General features: G+C 45.8%; 15 protein-coding genes and 1 pseudogene. All 16 read right to left on the minus strand.

Annotation, left to right across the window (positions count from 1 at the left end; translation table 11 throughout):
- Positions 1-379: 379 nt before the first annotated feature.
- Positions 380-1,996: a response regulator transcription factor gene (locus AC1DLI_RS08130; RefSeq protein WP_477601337.1), complete on the minus strand. Its 1,617-nt coding sequence runs from the start codon at positions 1,994-1,996 to the stop codon at positions 380-382.
- Positions 1,971-3,752 carry a sensor histidine kinase gene (locus AC1DLI_RS08135; RefSeq protein ID WP_477601339.1) on the minus strand — a complete coding sequence of 594 codons (1,782 nt, stop codon included), beginning with the start codon at positions 3,750-3,752 and terminating at the stop codon, positions 1,971-1,973. Before AC1DLI_RS08135 ends, AC1DLI_RS08130 begins: the two co-directional genes overlap by 26 nt.
- 48 nt (positions 3,753-3,800) lie before the next feature.
- Positions 3,801-4,679, minus strand: a complete 879-nt coding sequence (locus AC1DLI_RS08140; RefSeq protein ID WP_477601341.1) for a carbohydrate ABC transporter permease — start codon at positions 4,677-4,679, stop codon at positions 3,801-3,803.
- An 11-nt stretch (positions 4,680-4,690) separates the two neighbouring features.
- The gene (locus tag AC1DLI_RS08145) at positions 4,691-5,587 is read right to left on the minus strand and encodes an ABC transporter permease (protein ID WP_477601343.1); all 897 of its coding nucleotides are present in this window, start codon (positions 5,585-5,587) and stop codon (positions 4,691-4,693) included.
- 102 nt (positions 5,588-5,689) lie between these two features.
- On the minus strand, positions 5,690-7,480 hold the full coding sequence (locus AC1DLI_RS08150) for an extracellular solute-binding protein (RefSeq protein ID WP_477601345.1): 1,791 nt from the start codon (positions 7,478-7,480) through the stop codon (positions 5,690-5,692).
- Positions 7,481-7,821: 341 nt separating this feature from the next.
- The gene (locus AC1DLI_RS08155) at positions 7,822-8,367 is read right to left on the minus strand and encodes a histidine phosphatase family protein (protein ID WP_477601347.1); all 546 of its coding nucleotides are present in this window, start codon (positions 8,365-8,367) and stop codon (positions 7,822-7,824) included.
- Between the two features lie 13 nt (positions 8,368-8,380).
- Positions 8,381-8,827, minus strand: coding sequence for an NUDIX hydrolase (locus AC1DLI_RS08160; RefSeq protein ID WP_477601349.1), 447 nt, complete (start codon positions 8,825-8,827; stop codon positions 8,381-8,383).
- 77 nt (positions 8,828-8,904) lie between these two features.
- On the minus strand, positions 8,905-9,084 hold the full coding sequence (locus AC1DLI_RS08165; RefSeq protein ID WP_477601351.1) for a hypothetical protein: 180 nt from the start codon (positions 9,082-9,084) through the stop codon (positions 8,905-8,907).
- A 27-nt stretch (positions 9,085-9,111) separates the two neighbouring features.
- Positions 9,112-9,207 (minus strand): annotated as a pseudogene (locus tag AC1DLI_RS08170) (ATP-dependent Clp protease proteolytic subunit); the annotation flags it as partial.
- 38 nt (positions 9,208-9,245) lie between these two features.
- A complete protein-coding gene (locus AC1DLI_RS08175) occupies positions 9,246-9,755 on the minus strand; it encodes a hypothetical protein (RefSeq protein ID WP_477601353.1) in 510 nt (169 codons plus the stop codon).
- Positions 9,752-10,168: a MerR family transcriptional regulator gene (locus AC1DLI_RS08180; protein ID WP_477601355.1), complete on the minus strand. Its 417-nt coding sequence runs from the start codon at positions 10,166-10,168 to the stop codon at positions 9,752-9,754. Before AC1DLI_RS08180 ends, AC1DLI_RS08175 begins: the two co-directional genes overlap by 4 nt.
- A gap of 489 nt (positions 10,169-10,657) precedes the next feature.
- The gene (locus AC1DLI_RS08185; protein WP_477601357.1) at positions 10,658-11,641 is read right to left on the minus strand and encodes a LacI family DNA-binding transcriptional regulator; all 984 of its coding nucleotides are present in this window, start codon (positions 11,639-11,641) and stop codon (positions 10,658-10,660) included.
- 105 nt (positions 11,642-11,746) lie between these two features.
- Complete coding sequence (locus AC1DLI_RS08190) at positions 11,747-12,697, minus strand: D-ribose ABC transporter substrate-binding protein (protein ID WP_477601359.1); 951 nt, start codon at positions 12,695-12,697, stop codon at positions 11,747-11,749.
- 36 nt (positions 12,698-12,733) lie between these two features.
- Positions 12,734-13,681: an ABC transporter permease gene (locus AC1DLI_RS08195; protein WP_477601361.1), complete on the minus strand. Its 948-nt coding sequence runs from the start codon at positions 13,679-13,681 to the stop codon at positions 12,734-12,736.
- Complete coding sequence (locus AC1DLI_RS08200) at positions 13,671-15,173, minus strand: sugar ABC transporter ATP-binding protein (protein ID WP_477601363.1); 1,503 nt, start codon at positions 15,171-15,173, stop codon at positions 13,671-13,673. The genes AC1DLI_RS08195 and AC1DLI_RS08200 overlap by 11 nt, the downstream gene beginning before the upstream one ends.
- A gap of 33 nt (positions 15,174-15,206) precedes the next feature.
- The gene (gene rbsD / locus AC1DLI_RS08205; protein WP_477601365.1) at positions 15,207-15,602 is read right to left on the minus strand and encodes a D-ribose pyranase; all 396 of its coding nucleotides are present in this window, start codon (positions 15,600-15,602) and stop codon (positions 15,207-15,209) included.
- Positions 15,603-15,608: the final 6 nt, after the last annotated feature.

The raw sequence follows: 15,608 nt of genomic DNA on the forward strand, positions 1-15,608 counted from the left end.
CACTTTGTACTACACTGCACTTTATACAATGTATCTTCACCCAAACGTGCTTTTGCTCAGCTACAGTGTACTTTATACAGCAATAAGGATCATTTCCAGCTCAGAAGCTGCGTTATAGGCGGATACTGTTGTATTTTCTGCAATGTAGCTCAGCAGTTGAGTATCCATGTTAGGTTTCCGCTGTACTTTCTGCAATGTAGCTCCTTACTTAAAGTGTTGGTGCAGCGCTGCTGCACCGACAGGATGACTAGATGGTTGAGTGAGCAATAATATACTATTGAGTGCGCTACAATACACTTTTGAGTACGCTACAAGAGCTTATTATTGGACTACACTGCACTATATAATGTATCTTCACCCAAGGCTGCAGCTGCAGTCCTTAGGACAACCCCGTTCGATCGCGAAATTCTTGCGGGGTCATGTACGTAAAGGCCTTAAACAGCTTAATAAAATGCGGCACTGCCTGATAACCGATGATTTGCGCAATCTCGTAAATTTTTTTGTCGCTGCTGCGCAGCAAATCCAAAGCCAATTCCATCCGATATCGAAGGATATAGTCGCTCAGATTGTTTCCCGTTTCTGCACGATACGCTCTCGACAAGTAGGCGGGATGAAGACCGATGTGCGCTGCGATCGTCTGCAGCGATAATTTGTCGTTCATGTTCTCCATGATGAATTTATGGACCTTGTCTGCTAAACATGACTGCTTCTCGGAAGAGTCCTCCGATTGCTCTCTAAGACTTCGGAGCATGAAGAATGCCCACTTCTCTAACTGCTTAAGCGAAGGAGCGGCCGGCATGAGCCCGAAGGAGGACGAGCCGAACTCACTAAGCAACTTTCCTTTCTTGTGCGCTATATACTGATAGGCGTTGGCAATGGCGAAATAGGCTTCATTGGCATGCTCGGGAGGATGGTTCACACTTTTCAATTCAGCGAAAATTTCGTTTAGCTTTTCCTCTGCATGTATCCAGTTCCCCGTATCGAGCAAATGAATCAGGAGGGGAGGTCGATACAGCGACGTCAGCGTTCCAATCCGAACCTGAGCGAGATTGCCCGCGATCCGCAAAAATGCGCCTTGCCGCGTCTCTTCAATCCCCCTCATTCCATCGATTACCGATCGATACATTCCAGGAACGCCTTCGGGAAAGTACGTCCAGTTTTCGGCCAGTACGATGGAAACGTGGCCGCTCAAGAGAGATTCCGCCTTTTTCTTTAGCGCTGCCGCCCGGACGTCCATCGCATTCTGAAGGGTCTGCCCGTTCTCGTCGGTTCTCTCTTTGGCCGACACGATAAAGACGAGGTATTCGTTATGATCGCGGCAGAACCACAAATGAAAGGCGTCCCGAAACAATTCCTCCGCCATATTCATAACCGCGTATTCGATAAGCTCTTTATCCATTTTTTCGTATTCTTGAAGCCTGCCCTCCAGCCGAACGATGAACAAACCTACTTTCTGCTGCAGGGAGAATGGCAAGTTTAACAGGAAAAGCTTTCGTTCCAACTCCGCGCCCGGGATGTCGTTACCGTACAGCAGACGATTCAGCAGCTCGCCCTGCAGAGCAGGCAAATTTTCCCGAAATGCGTATACGTCGCGTTGTTGCTGTTGTTGCTGCTTCATTTCACAAGCGATTTCTTCGGCTAATTTACCTAGCGTCTCCCGCATCTGATCCGGGTTAACCGGTTTCATCAAGTAGCCGGATATATTATACGGGACTACGCTTTTCGCATATTCGAAATCCGCATACCCCGAAATAACGATAATTTTGACTTTACGCCCCATTTCGCGGATTTCCCGAATCAGCTCGATTCCGCTCATCTCCGGCATCCGGATATCTGTAATGACGATGTGGATGTTTTGTTCCTGATAGAGCTTTAAAGCTTCTTTACCGGAGTAGGCTTTATGTATACGGCCAATACCAAGTTCGTCCTTCGGAATCGTAGCAGCGAAACTGTCAACTTGAGAGGGAATATCATCTACGATCAGAACTTCCAACATCGGAATCACCTCCGTCCTTAATCATCAACCCCACGCGAAGCCCACCTAGAGATGAGTGTTCGATCAAAAGCCCTGAGGATTGTCCGAAGTAATGCCTTAGACGCTGATGAACGTTTCGCAGCCCAAGGCTGGAATCCCCGCTCGCCTGCAATGGCAAGGTATATCTTAAAGATTCTAAAGCATCTTGATGCATTCCGACGCCATTGTCTTCTATGATGAGTTCCCAACCATCCTCGGACATTCTGCCCGTTATGACGACTTCGAACTTCCCCATCTTGCTTTCCATACCGTGCACGATTGCATTCTCGACCAGCGGCTGAAACAGCAGCCTTGGCATAAGAATAGACATCATTCCTTCTTCGATATGTTCATGAAAATGCAGGCGCTCGGACTGCATCCGATGGATTTCCAAGTAATTGCGAATCAATTCCATTTCTTCGGCCAATGAAGTCAATTGTTGTTCCGTCCGGGTCGTATAACGGTAGTATTGGCTCAGGTGCTGCGTGAAAGCGACGATCACTTTCGTCCGTTCCAACTGCGCCATGCTTTGAATAAAGGCAAAGTTATTATACAGAAAGTGCGGGTTGATCTGCGCTTGTAAGTGCTTGAGTGAGGATTCTTTGGCGTGAAGCTGTTCCGTGTACACCTTATCGATCAGCGTCTGAATATCTTCGGACATCAGGTTAAACTGCTCGATCAAATAATGGAACTCATTGTGGGGTCCGCGCTTGATCCGATGATCGTACGCACCCCTCCGGAGCGATCTCACCGCCCGGATCAGATCGTTAATCGGTTTCTGCACGTTGCGGTACAGCAAGCCTGCGGAGGCGATGCCCATCAGCAGCAACAACAAACCTGCGGCATAAAACATCCGCTTGCTGTGATTGATGGGCGCAAGCACCTTTTTCATCGGCTGGAAATCGACCAAATACCATCCCAGAGAGGTTGATGTAACGTAATTGACAAGATACGGTTCATTCCGAAAGGTGATTTTGACAGCCCCTTCGGTCGGGTTCTGAGCTTTGATGATATCGAATTGCTCCGTCATGGCGCCAATCAGCTCGGGATCGAGATCCCGAGGCATGATCGGTTCAAAGTCCGGATGGTAGAGGAACGGCTGTCCGACACTGCCTTGCATAAACCTTTCGAGCATCTTCACAAGATTATTCGAAGTGAACGTGACTTCGACATACAAATTCGGATCTCTCTGATTGGAAAGCTGCTCGAAAGGTGTAATCAAATCTCGTACGAACGCTTTCTCCGGTCCCCGGTCCGTCACGATTACGCGATAATCCCAATGTTCCTGGCTCGCATTCCTGAAGTAATCCGCATCGTAATTTTGCTTCAAATTCGTAGAAACGACGACATCCGATTGCGGAGAATATACGGTAAAATCGTTCACCCATTCGAAGGAGGTCGACTGCATATCGAGCTTCTGCAGTAGAAGCCTCTTCGATGCCAATAGGGAATAGTCGGGTTCGGAGGAAGGCCGAAGCTGCAGCTGCAAAGCATCCGGGTCGGTCGCGACGACGAAGGCGGCTCTCCATAACCGATTCGCCTCGACGTCCATCTGCTCTACGAAAAATCGGATCCGATTTAAGTTGATCTGAAGAAGCTCTTGTTCGACAACTTCCGTGCTGGTCTTATTCGAAGAATCATACATGACGATAATCGGGATAAGCATCAGGACGATCACGATCATGACTTTCGTGAAAATATTCATTTTGCCGGCTGTTCCGCGTCTGATTTTAAACAATCAAGCTCACCCGATTCAATCCTATTTTGGATACAGGTCGAAATCCCTCTAGGACTTCACCGAACCAAGTACGATTCCTTTTACGAAATACTTTTGCAAGAATGGATAGACAAGTAAAATAGGCAATGCCCCGATAAAAATTTGAGCTGATTTGACGGTGCGATTTGAAAAATTCTCTATACTTTCCAATGTTACACCAACCCTAGATAAATTGTCACTTACAATCATGGAGTGTAAATAAGTAGCAAGAGGATACCCATCCGGATTAGACATATAGATCACGCCGTCAAACCATGAATTCCAATGGAACACCATCGTAAACAAAGACAACGTCGCAATGGACGGCATCGATACGGGCAAATAAACACTCCAAAGCACTCTCAGATGGCCGGCTCCATCAATATGAGCGGCCTCTTCCAAATCCTGCGGAATCGTCCGGAAGAAATTGAGCATCAAAATCATATTCCATACGCTGACAGCCGAAGGCACTACCAATGCCCATATGGTATCGATCAAGTGCAGCTTGCTTACCAATATATAAGAGGGGATCAGCCCGCCCGAGAACAACATCGTAAAGACGAAAATCCAAATGTAAATTTGACGCCCCTGGAATTTGTGATTGGTTTTCGATAAACTGTAGGCTGCCATCGTAACGACGACCATCGACAACACCGTGCCTAACACGGTCCGCTCTACGCCGATCCACAAAGATCGGATGAAACTCGCGTTGCCGAGCGTCTTTACATAGGCATCGGTCGTAAAGCCGACCGGCCAGAAGTTGACGATATTCGCTGTTGCCGCAGCCCGTGAGCTGAAAGACAACGCAAGGACGTGAAGGAGAGGAAGAATGCAAATCAGCGATAGCAAGATAAGAAAGATCGTGTTCGATAATGTAAATACGGTGTATGCTCTAGAGCGATAGCGCATAGTCGTCCTCCTTAAAATATCCGGTAATTAGCTAACTTGAAGGCCATTCTGTAACTGATCACGATCAAGACGAAGCCGATCGCCGATTTGAAGAGTCCAACAGCCGTTCCGAAGCTGAACTGTCCGTTGTTCAATCCTTCCCGATAGACAAACGTATCAATAATATCTCCATGCGAATATACCAAAGGGTTATATAAATTTAGAATTTGATCGAATCCGGCATCCAAAATCCGGCCGAGCGACAACGTCGCTACAACGATGATGATCGGCATGATAAGAGGAATGGAGATCGATATGACTTGCTGCCAACGGGAAGCCCCGTCGATTTCGGCTGCTTCGTACAAAGCCGGATTGATTCCCACCAGCGTTGCCAGAAATATAATCGCGGAAAACCCGAATTCTTTCCACACGTCGCTTAGAACGACCGTAAACCGGAACCACTCGCCGTCACCTAAGAAAAAGATGCTCGGGATGTCGAACGAATTCAGAATACGATTGACGATTCCGCCCTCTGTTGACAGAATATCGATCAATATGCCGCCCAGAATCACCCACGACAAAAAGTGAGGCAAATAGACAAGCGTCTGCACGACTCTCTTAAAATACGTCTTACGGACTTCATTGAGCAACAGAGCGAAAACGACCGGGATAATTAAGTTCACGAACAATTTGAACCCGGAAATGATTAACGTATTCCAAATGACCTGCTTGCCGTCCGGATACGTGAACAGGTACCTGAAATGATCTAAGCCTACCCACGGCGAATTTTTGATCCCAAGCCATGGCTCATAGTCTTGGAAGGCAATGACTGCCCCGAACAAAGGAATATATTGAAACACGATGCACAATGCTAAAGCCGGCAACAATAGCACATGAAACGGCCAAGTTTTTCGCCAATACGCTGCCATTACGCACACTTCCTATCATCTGAAAAATAGAGGAGGAGCGAGCCAAGGCTGCCCTCTCCTCCGTCTTCAATTTATTATTACTTAAAATGCAATCATCGATCATTATTGGTTTTTCGCGTACCATTCGTTGACTTCGTCCGTAATCTTCTGGCCGCCGTTATCCAGCCATTGTTTTACGAATTCGTCGAAGTACTCGATCGGTTTTTCTCCGTAAATGATTTTGAGATAGCTTTCTGTAGCGAGTTTCTTCAGCAATTCGCCTTTGGATTTCATCGTCGGTGTCATCGGACCGGTAAAATAGTTTTTGCCTTCAGTAATGTCTTGGTTAATCCGAACGCCCGCGGCGTCAAGCTGTCTCTTCTTCATTTGCTTGACGTCGATTTCCATCGACGTTACGGGCTCGGCGTTCGGATCGGCCAGAAACTTCTTGACCGCTGCAATGTTGGAGTGCGGAATACTCGTATAGTTGCCGAGAATATTCGTCATCATGAATCTCATATCTATAGTGGCGCCGTCTTTCAGCGGCCATTGGTCTGCCGGGACACCTGCGGCTTCGTAATTGCTCTTGATGATTTTGTCATCCAATTTCACGTAATCGTACCCTTCGTAGAATCCGTCTTTCCAACGCGGATCGAAGTACGGATCACCTTCCATCTCCAATTTTTTCGCGAATATTTTGTTAAAGTACGCGAACCAGGCTTCGATATTTTCGAAGTCTTTGTTGAATACCGTGAAGCCCTGGGCCAATGGCTTCTCCGCGCGTCTCGCCTCTCCGTCCGGACCGGCTGGGAGCGGATACGGCTGGAAATCGGCTTCCGGATTGTTCTTGGTGGCGTCTCCGAGCGGCCAATCACCCATCCAGAACGGCCCGAACATTATGCCGGCCTTACCGCTTGCTACCAATTCGGAGGCTTTCGCCGGATCCTTGATTCCGGCTTCTTTATCCATGTAGCCTGTGCTCATCCAATCTCTCATTTTTTGCAAATACAGTTTGGCGTCCGGATGGATCGCGCCGTAGCTCAACATGCCGTCTGTACCCTTGTTCCAGAACAAGCGCACGTCGTAAGTATTGATCATTTGATCGGTGAGGGCGCCTACGATCGCGTCTGTCTGACCCATCCATGTCCAAGGCCCTTCTTTAAGCGGCACGGCCAAACCGATCGTATCGTTCTGTCCGTTTTTATCGGGGTCGTTCTCTGTGAATTGCTTAAGAACGTTTTCGAATTCGTCCAACGTTGCAGGTGGCTTCAGACCTAGATTTTCAAGCCAGTCTTTGCGAATCCACATCACAGTGCCTTCGTCACCCATGAAGAAAGCTGGCAAACCGTAAATCTTGCCGTCTTTCTTGACTTCACCCAGTGCGTAACTATACGTCTCCAACATCTTCTTATACTCGGGATGTGCGTATTTCTCGATGGCTTCGTCCAGAGGCATCAATTTATTGGCCGCGAGCAAGCTTTGCAGCGGATCGCCCCCTGCTGCGAATGCATCAGGCAGCTTGCCGCCGCTGGAAAGCAGGAGGCGAAGTTTCGTATCGTAATCTTCTGGTTTTGTTACAATAAAATCGAATTTCACGTTGATTCCTATATTCTCTTTCATCCAACGGAGATTCACGTTGTCCTCCATGGACTCGCCTGGCTTGAACGCATTACCCCTCGAAGTGCCATCATCTACGATAGCAGTCGTAATTGTAACCGGAGGGTCGAACTTCTGATTCCATCCTTTCGACGACTCTGCCGCATTACCGGCGTCCGATGCAGATGGACTATTAGCTGAGTTTGACGGACTTGCCGAGTTTTGATTGTTACTGTTCGTACAAGCGGCTAATGTCGTTAGTAGTCCAATTGCAATCGAAAGCGTTAATAACCTTGCAACCTTCGAATATCGACTCATAGTTTTCCCCTTTTCTGTACATTGGTTAGTACACTTCAAATTATATGTACATGGCAGGATTGCGTATATAATCGATTTTTAACTTGATATCGCAAAACGTACATTTACCGAAGCAAACTCGTTACAACAAAAAAAAGCCTAACCCTCTTATCGATAAGGGCTTGGCTTTTGTTCGATATTAACGATATTGACGAAATTAACGATATTAACGATATTGACGATTTAGATGTCTCCTTATCTGTTAATGCAATGTAATGACACTACACACTCCACATGTGACGAGTAGACAGTGACAACAAACATGTACGTGTCCGAGGGAATGTGTTTGTTCTAAAATAAAATCACTCTGCCCATATTCGATGAATGTTAGGCTTATCCTCTGCTGAGAGTGTAAGATGAAATACATCAGGATTGGATAAAGATTCCCACTCCTTAAACCCAATGCGGTCATCAAAATGCTTAAGTAGGAGTGATATCAGGTTTCCATGTGAAACGATTACAATGTTTTTGTTCTCACTATTCAGAACTTCCATGACTACACTAATAACACGGCTCATAGCCCTGTTACTGGACTCTCCACCCTCATAACATATGTCTAAATCATCGTATGTCTTACGAAGCATATCAAGCCAATCAGGATGGTTCTTATCTGACAACACCCTTTCAGTCAATCGTTCATCCAAGGCGATTGCAACAGCTATTTTATCGGATAATGGTTTTATAGTACGGTAAGCCCTTTCATAAGGACTTGAGATGATATAATCGATATCTTTGTCCTTGAGAACTTCAGCAAGCTTTTCCGCTTGTTCAACACCAATCGCGGTTAGTTGAGCATCAGAGGCTTGTCCTTCTGCCTTACAATGTCGAACAACATAAACATTTTTCATTCGTCGTTCCTCCTTATAAGCCGATGTTGCTTTTTAGACCTTTGTAGCTTCCTGACTCAGGAAAGCCTTTCTGAACAATCGTCATAAATTTCTCAGAGAATCCATGGACTACAAGGTCATGAATCGGAACCATTTCCACACCACTTATAGGATTACTATCAAACTCGTTCGATGGGAGGCGTATTTCCCCACCTATTTTTTCGAGTAGGAACGTTATGTGTATTAGTGAAGGCGAAGCATCAGGTTTATCGCATATGTATAATAACTTGGAAACTTCAGTGGTAAGTCCTGTTTCTTCTTCGATTTCTCTTACAATTGCATCTTCAAGTGTCTCGCCTTGTTCAACTCTGCCTCCCGGCAATGACCATTTTCGGTCGGACGTTACGTTCTGTTTGACTAATAGAATTTTTCCATCCTCAACCAATATCCCCGTTACTCTAACCTGTAAAAGATTGCTCATCACTACTCGCCCCCCAAATACGTCAATATAGGCCCCACCCAGTGCAGACCGCCACTATATGCACGGTCTATCGTAATTTATTGCTCTTCTCCATTCTTTTTTGAAACAATCGTAATCGCACTAATAACCACATCAGGGAATCTTTGGCGAATTTGCGTCTTTGCTTCGGCAAAATTGTTTGCTTTCACATTTTCGAAATACAAAACACCATAAGCGTCTTGATATTCTACAGTATATTCAATTTGTTCATTGTCCACGAACCCCACCACCTCTTCTGTCCGTTATTAAGACATAAAAATGACTTTGTCAATTAACCCGTATTCCTTTGCTTCGTGGGCGTCCATAAAGTTATCTCTGTCGGTATCTCTTTCATTTTTCTCAAATAAATAATTGACCCGTTTGTTGAGCCAGTATGTGATTAATCAACACGGTATTTCTCTTCTAAGTAAGAAAACTCATTGTGCTTGGATCTCAAAACTCTAGGTTGAATAAAAACGGTATCTGTATCTTTACTTGAAGGAGTGATATTGGCATTACCTAATTCTTTAATACGTTCTACAACTTGTTCGTCAATCTTGACCAAATCCATTTCATCTTCACATACCAACCGTATTGGTATTTCTCGGGTGATCGTCTTCTCGCGTGATAACAAAGCCACACTAATTATCACTTCACCACATGCTGCTGCGTCTTGGGTAAAAATTTCAATCATAACCTCTTTGTCCTTTGAACCGAGGAGAATTTGTTCACGACCATTCTCGGCATAACCATTGAGATTACATGAGCGATAAATCCCATTCGGAAGTTGTATTTCCATTTCGGTTATTTGGGGAACAGATTCTTCATTCCGAAAGATTTGTATCCATATGTGATTCATTCCTTCTTCGTTCTCCATCATTGATTTAGCTAACTTAATTTCAAGCATCATTGATTTTCACCCCTTAATGCCTGCGATACCGAATCAATTACTTTTTGCTTTAATTCAGCAGAAATACGTGGGCTAATCGTTATGATGACATCATCAGTTATTTTCAGTGTTTCGCTTTCAATCATTCGGCTCGGTTCATACAGTGCCATTTGCTGACTGATTTTTTCAATGTCCTCCAATGAAAGTTTCTTTAATGATTCCTGAATGGATGCTAAGGTTTCGCCTGTTCTTGATAAGGTGATAATAGCGCGAAAGTAGTGAATGTGATTATCCGTGTACACCCTTTTATTACCGACTAATTCAAGGGGCGGTATCATACCAATTTGCGTGTAATACCTTACCGTTCGTAAATTCATGCGTGGGTCGTCTTGTTGGAGAACTTCCGCTATTTGTTTGGCAGTATAACTATTCATAACACACCTCCATTTACACTTCGCCGCATCCGTTACAGTCAACTGTATTACTCGCAGCTTACTGTAACTGTATTCAATTGTCAATTCATTGTGTATTGATTCGGGTAAATAAAAAGAGGGGCAATTAGCCCCTCTTAACTATTTCCGACAATACATCTTAACTATTAATCTTTCCGGACTAACAGTGAACAGCACTCCACATGCACCCTCCAAGGGAACATAGGTCTCTTGGTTGGCATTTGTTAGAGTGGGCTAAAGCCTTGATCTGTTTGCAATTGTGCCACCCCAAGAAACTGTTTACCAAAATCGAGGGAATATCTTTAAACGCTAACTTTTTTCAGGAAGCGATTGTTTTCGACTATACTTTTGATCCTATTCATTGTATTAAGGCCTTTGGTTGTCCTGCCTCTTCTTTCCAGCAAGATCCACCTAAGACAAGCGAAGAGAATTTATCATCGTTTCTCGAACCTCTTTACTTAGCCCGAAGCGCTAAGTCGTGGCCTTTCGCAGCAGTTCCACATCAAACTCGTAATTTTTACGCACGATTGGTTCATTGTTGATTAAACGGATTAAATAATCCATCGCTGTTTTGCCGATCGAATAAATTTGTTGTGAGATGGTCGTAATTTCAGGGTAAACCATGTCCATTCGAATGCCGTCGAAGCCGATTAGCTTCACTTGCTCCGGGACCCTGACTCCCATCTCAATTAACGCCTTTAACGCCCCAGATGCCATCAAATCATTGCCTGCAAATACACCATCCACATCAGGATGCAGCTTATAAATTTCCTTCATTGCTTGATAGCCCCCTGCAACGCTGAAGTTGCCATAACCGATCAGACTTGGCATAAACCAAGGCAAATCTCTGCACACTTCTTCATAGGCAAGTGTTCTCTCCCTAGATGGATGCACATGCGTAGGGCCTGAAATATGAGCAATCTTGCGACAGCCGACAGATAGAAGATGCTCAACTGCCATTTCACCGCCCTTACGGTTCGCTGCAGTGACCGAAAGGATGGGATAGTCAGAAAAAGATTTATCAATAGCTACAATCGGAATGTCGCGGTCCTGTAAGGCAATGATTTGCTCAGGCAGTACGGTATAGGATGAAATAATAATGCCGTCTATCTGCTTGTTGATAAGTGTCTCGATATACTTCTTTTCTTTGTCCGGATTATTGTCCGTATTGCATAACACAAGCGTGAAGCCGTGAGCCGCTGCTTCATCCTCGACTGCGCGGGCTATTTCGGGGAAAAAGGGATTTAAAATATCTGGCACCATTAAGGCAACTGCAGCTGTTTTTTTGCCTGCCAGGCTTCTTGCAATATTGTTAGGCTTATAATTCAGTTTTTTTATCGCTGCCATAACTGCGATTTCTGCTTCCTTGCTGACATAGCCACTTTGATTAAGCAGTCGGGATATGGTGGCAACGGACACGCCAGCTAGTTTGCTAACATCTTTAATTGTAGTCATTATTAACAAAATCCTTTCGCGACTCCGCCTGGCTTTTGATAAAAACAAGTGTATTTACGCTCGCGGGAACGTAAATACACTTGTTTGGTTTAACGCCGCTCGTTACTATTTAGCGGAATCTTTCGTAATGAGCTCAAGCTCAACAGGAATCGATTCCTCAACCGTCTCGCCTTTGGCAATCTTTATTGCGGTTTGTACTGCTAAAATACCCATCATATCAGGTTTTTGCGCTACAGTCGCGCTCAATTTTCCTGCGAATACTTCCTTTACAGCATCATCTGTCGCATCGAAGCCGACGACAAGGATACCAGCTGCGCCTGCTGCTTCAATCGCCTTGAGAGCGCCAAGCGCCATTTCATCATTATGAGCGAAAACAGCTTTAATGTCTTTGTTTCCTTGCAAAATGTTTTCCATAACAGTCAATCCTTTAGCCCGGTCAAAATCGGCAGGCTGCTTAGCCGCTATTTGGATACCGCTCGCTTTGGCGATTTCTTCATTGAAGCCCGCACCGCGCTCGCGAGCTGCCGAAGAGCCCGGAATACCTTCTAGCTCGACAACCTTGCCTGTTCCGCCAAGCTGCTCAGCGAGAAACTTCGCAGCAAGCACGCCGCCAGCTTTGTTATCGGAAGCAATATGCGTCGTTACTTTTCCGCCGTCGGCCGTGCGATCGACCGTAATAACGGGAATGCCTGCTGCGTTAGCGGATTCCACTGCGGGTACGATCGCTGCCGAATCTGTAGGGTTAATAATAATGACATCTACCTTTTGCTGAATTAAATCCTCGATTGAGGACGCTTGCTTAGCGGCATCATCCTGCGCGTCAACGGTAATCAACTCTGCCGATCCAGCCGCAGCAGCTGTCTGTGCGCCTTCTTTCAAGGTAACGAAAAATGGATTGCTTTGCGTCGAGACGGCTAGTCCGATCTTTATCCCTTCTGTTTTGTTTCCGGCTTGTTCAGCCTCTTTATTTCCTGATCCAGGAGCCGTTGTTGAACAGCCAGCAAGGAGCAGTGCTGTAATCATACCGATACTTAGTAGTTTCGTTGTCTTTTTCATGTTGCAACCACCTTTTCTTTGTTTGAATTATATGATTTAGCTATTGGCCTTCTTGCGATCAAGCAATACCGCCAACAGAATAACCATCCCTTTAACCACCTGCTGATAAAACGATGAGACACCAAGAAGATTCAAGCCGTTGTTCAAAACGCCGATAATGAGCGCTCCCACCAGCGTGCCGACGATCCATCCTTTGCCGCCGGATAAACTAGTACCGCCCAGCACGACAGCTGCAATAGCATCCAGCTCATAGCCCGTGCCGGCATTTGCCTGCGCTGAGTTCAGACGAGACGTAAGAATGATTCCCGCTAGCGACGACAGCAGTCCTGTCAAGGCATACACATAAATCTTAAAGCGTCCGGTCTTAATGCCTGAAAGCAGCGAAGCCTCTTCATTTCCTCCGATTGCGTATACATTTCTGCCGAAAGTCGTTTTGCGCAAGATAAAATATAATACGGCGAAAAAAATGATCGTAATAATAACCGGAACAGGTACCCCAAAAAAGTAACCGCCGCCAACTAATGTGAATAATTCGCTTTCAAATCCAGTTATAGGCCTGCCATCCGTATAGACGAGTGCTAAGCCCCGGTATATGGTCATCGTCGCCAGCGTCGCGATAAATGGTGCAATTTTTGTCTTCGTAATCAAAAGACCATTAATCGCTCCCATAACTCCACCGGCAACGAGTCCAATGATTATAGCCGTTAATGGGTCCATACCGCCGTTCAACAGCCCTGCGGTCAATGCTCCAGATAGTGCCAGCGTTGCGCCTACTGATAGATCGATGCCCCCGGTCAAAATGACAAAGGTCATGCCAAAAGCGATTAAAGCATTAATGGAAACTTGGCGGAACACGTTTAATATATTGTTTACGGTCAAGAAATTTGGGCTTGCTATGATTAAAATGACGGTAATAATAAGAAGTCCGATGAGCGGACCCAGCTTCTGCAGAGTAGATGATAGTTGTTTTTTGTCAATGGCCATTGCCGCTTCCTCCTGTCGCCGCATGCATGATTGTTTCCTGATTCATTTGCGCCTTGTCCAAAATAGAGGAGATGCGCCCCTCATGAACGACAATAACGCGGTCGCTTACACCTAAAACTTCGGGCAAATCAGATGAAACCATAATAATCGTGACGCCTTGCTCGCTAAGCTCATTCATCATGCTGTAAATTTCCTTCTTAGCCCCGACGTCTACCCCTCTTGTCGGCTCGTCCATAATGAACACTTTTGGTAGCTCGCCTAACCATTTGCCGATGGCAACCTTCTGCTGATTGCCTCCGCTTAACGATTTAACGGTCTGCTCAGGATCACGCGTTCTAATATTAAACCGCTTAATCATTTTATCCGACAGCTCGTTATCCTTTTTGGCAGAAATAACGCCAGAGCTAGCAATACGCTTATAATTAGTTAAGGATAGATTTTCACGGACAGACATGCCGAGCACTAATCCCTGATGCTTGCGGTCTTCCGTCACGAATACGATTCCCGCTTCGATCGCTCGCGCCGGGCTGTTGATTGTAACCTCCTGGCCATCAATAAAGATTTTACCCTGCCTTTTCTTGTCGGCCCCGAACAGCATACGTACAATTTCCGTCCGGCCTGCTCCCATAAGTCCGGCAATGCCGACTATTTCTCCGGCTGCTGCGGAGAAGCTTATACCGCTTAGCTTCCTGCCATCGCTTAAATTCTCTACCCGAAGCCGCTCCGCTCCAATTTTGCTTTTGCGCTCCGGATAACGTTCGCCAATCTCGCGGCCGACCATTAATCGAACGATATGCTCAACCGTCGTTTCGGCTATCTTCTCCGTTCCGAGAAAAGCTCCGTCACGCAGAACAGATATACGGTCACACATCCGAAAGATTTCCTCCATCCGATGTGAGATGTAGACAATGCCTACACCTTCGCGCCGCAGTTGATCCATTATTTTAAACAAAGCTTCGATTTCACGATCCGTCAGCGCCGCAGTCGGCTCATCCATAATAAGAACCTCTGCATTTTTAGATAGCGCTTTCGCAATCTCGATCATTTGCTGCTGTCCGATAGACAATGTATCCGCCTCAGCATCTGGATCAATCTCAACACCCAGGCGCTGTAAATATTCACGCGTTTTGCGTTTCATTTCCTTATCGCGTACAATTCCGGATTTGCCATAGGTAAGCTGTCTTCCTAGAAACATGTTTTCGGAAACGGACAGCTTCGGAATAATGTTCAGCTCCTGATGAATGATCGCAACGCCCATATCCTCAGCTTGCCTCGGATCCGTGAACATCACTTCCTGCCCCTTGACCTTAACAGAGCCAGAGTCGGCCTTATACACGCCTGTCAAAATTTTCATCAATGTTGATTTACCTGCGCCATTCTCACCCATCAGAGCGTGAATTTCACCCGGCTTGAGCTGAAATGCGGCGTCCTTTAAAACTTGTACGGAGGAAAAGGATTTATGAATGCCAGTCATTTCAATAAGAAACTCCATTGTTGCCACCCCTTTTGCTGAACAGCGCCTTTATTAGAAAAAAACGCCTGATTGCAGAATGATGTTCGCGTATGGCGTTGCTTCGCCCGTACGAATCACCGCTTTCGCTTGTAAGGTTAGTCTTTTAAGCTCCTCATGCGATACTTGCTTAATCGGAATGCCGTTCAGCAGTATCTTTGTGTTGTCATAGATCGGAACATTTTGCTCCGTCATTTCAGTGGCGATGATGGCTGATTCAACCTCCATATCGGCAAGCACCGCTTCTAACGTATCAAGGTAAGACGGTAGGCCAGGCTTTACAGCCAAATCGATTCGTTTAACCGAATCAGGAATCGGCAGCCCGCAATCACCAATTACGATACAGTCGGTGTGGCCCATTCTGGCAATTACTGCTGCTATCTCACTGTTTAATATGCCATTTCTTTTCATCTGTAA

Source organism: Paenibacillus sp. 01T443 (assembly GCF_056398325.1).

Coding starts and splice junctions, on each gene's coding strand:
- AC1DLI_RS08130 (WP_477601337.1), bottom strand. CDS start 1,996: ATGTTGGAAGTTCTGATCGTAGATGATATTCCCTCTCAAGTTGACAGT.
- AC1DLI_RS08140 (WP_477601341.1), bottom strand. CDS start 4,679: ATGCGCTATCGCTCTAGAGCATACACCGTATTTACATTATCGAACACG.
- AC1DLI_RS08145 (WP_477601343.1), bottom strand. CDS start 5,587: ATGGCAGCGTATTGGCGAAAAACTTGGCCGTTTCATGTGCTATTGTTG.
- AC1DLI_RS08150 (WP_477601345.1), bottom strand. CDS start 7,480: ATGAGTCGATATTCGAAGGTTGCAAGGTTATTAACGCTTTCGATTGCA.
- AC1DLI_RS08155 (WP_477601347.1), bottom strand. CDS start 8,367: ATGAAAAATGTTTATGTTGTTCGACATTGTAAGGCAGAAGGACAAGCC.
- AC1DLI_RS08160 (WP_477601349.1), bottom strand. CDS start 8,827: ATGAGCAATCTTTTACAGGTTAGAGTAACGGGGATATTGGTTGAGGAT.
- AC1DLI_RS08175 (WP_477601353.1), bottom strand. CDS start 9,755: ATGATGCTTGAAATTAAGTTAGCTAAATCAATGATGGAGAACGAAGAA.
- AC1DLI_RS08180 (WP_477601355.1), bottom strand. CDS start 10,168: ATGAATAGTTATACTGCCAAACAAATAGCGGAAGTTCTCCAACAAGAC.
- AC1DLI_RS08185 (WP_477601357.1), bottom strand. CDS start 11,641: ATGACTACAATTAAAGATGTTAGCAAACTAGCTGGCGTGTCCGTTGCC.
- AC1DLI_RS08190 (WP_477601359.1), bottom strand. CDS start 12,697: ATGAAAAAGACAACGAAACTACTAAGTATCGGTATGATTACAGCACTG.
- AC1DLI_RS08195 (WP_477601361.1), bottom strand. CDS start 13,681: ATGGCCATTGACAAAAAACAACTATCATCTACTCTGCAGAAGCTGGGT.
- AC1DLI_RS08200 (WP_477601363.1), bottom strand. CDS start 15,173: ATGGAGTTTCTTATTGAAATGACTGGCATTCATAAATCCTTTTCCTCC.
- rbsD (WP_477601365.1), bottom strand. CDS start 15,602: ATGAAAAGAAATGGCATATTAAACAGTGAGATAGCAGCAGTAATTGCC.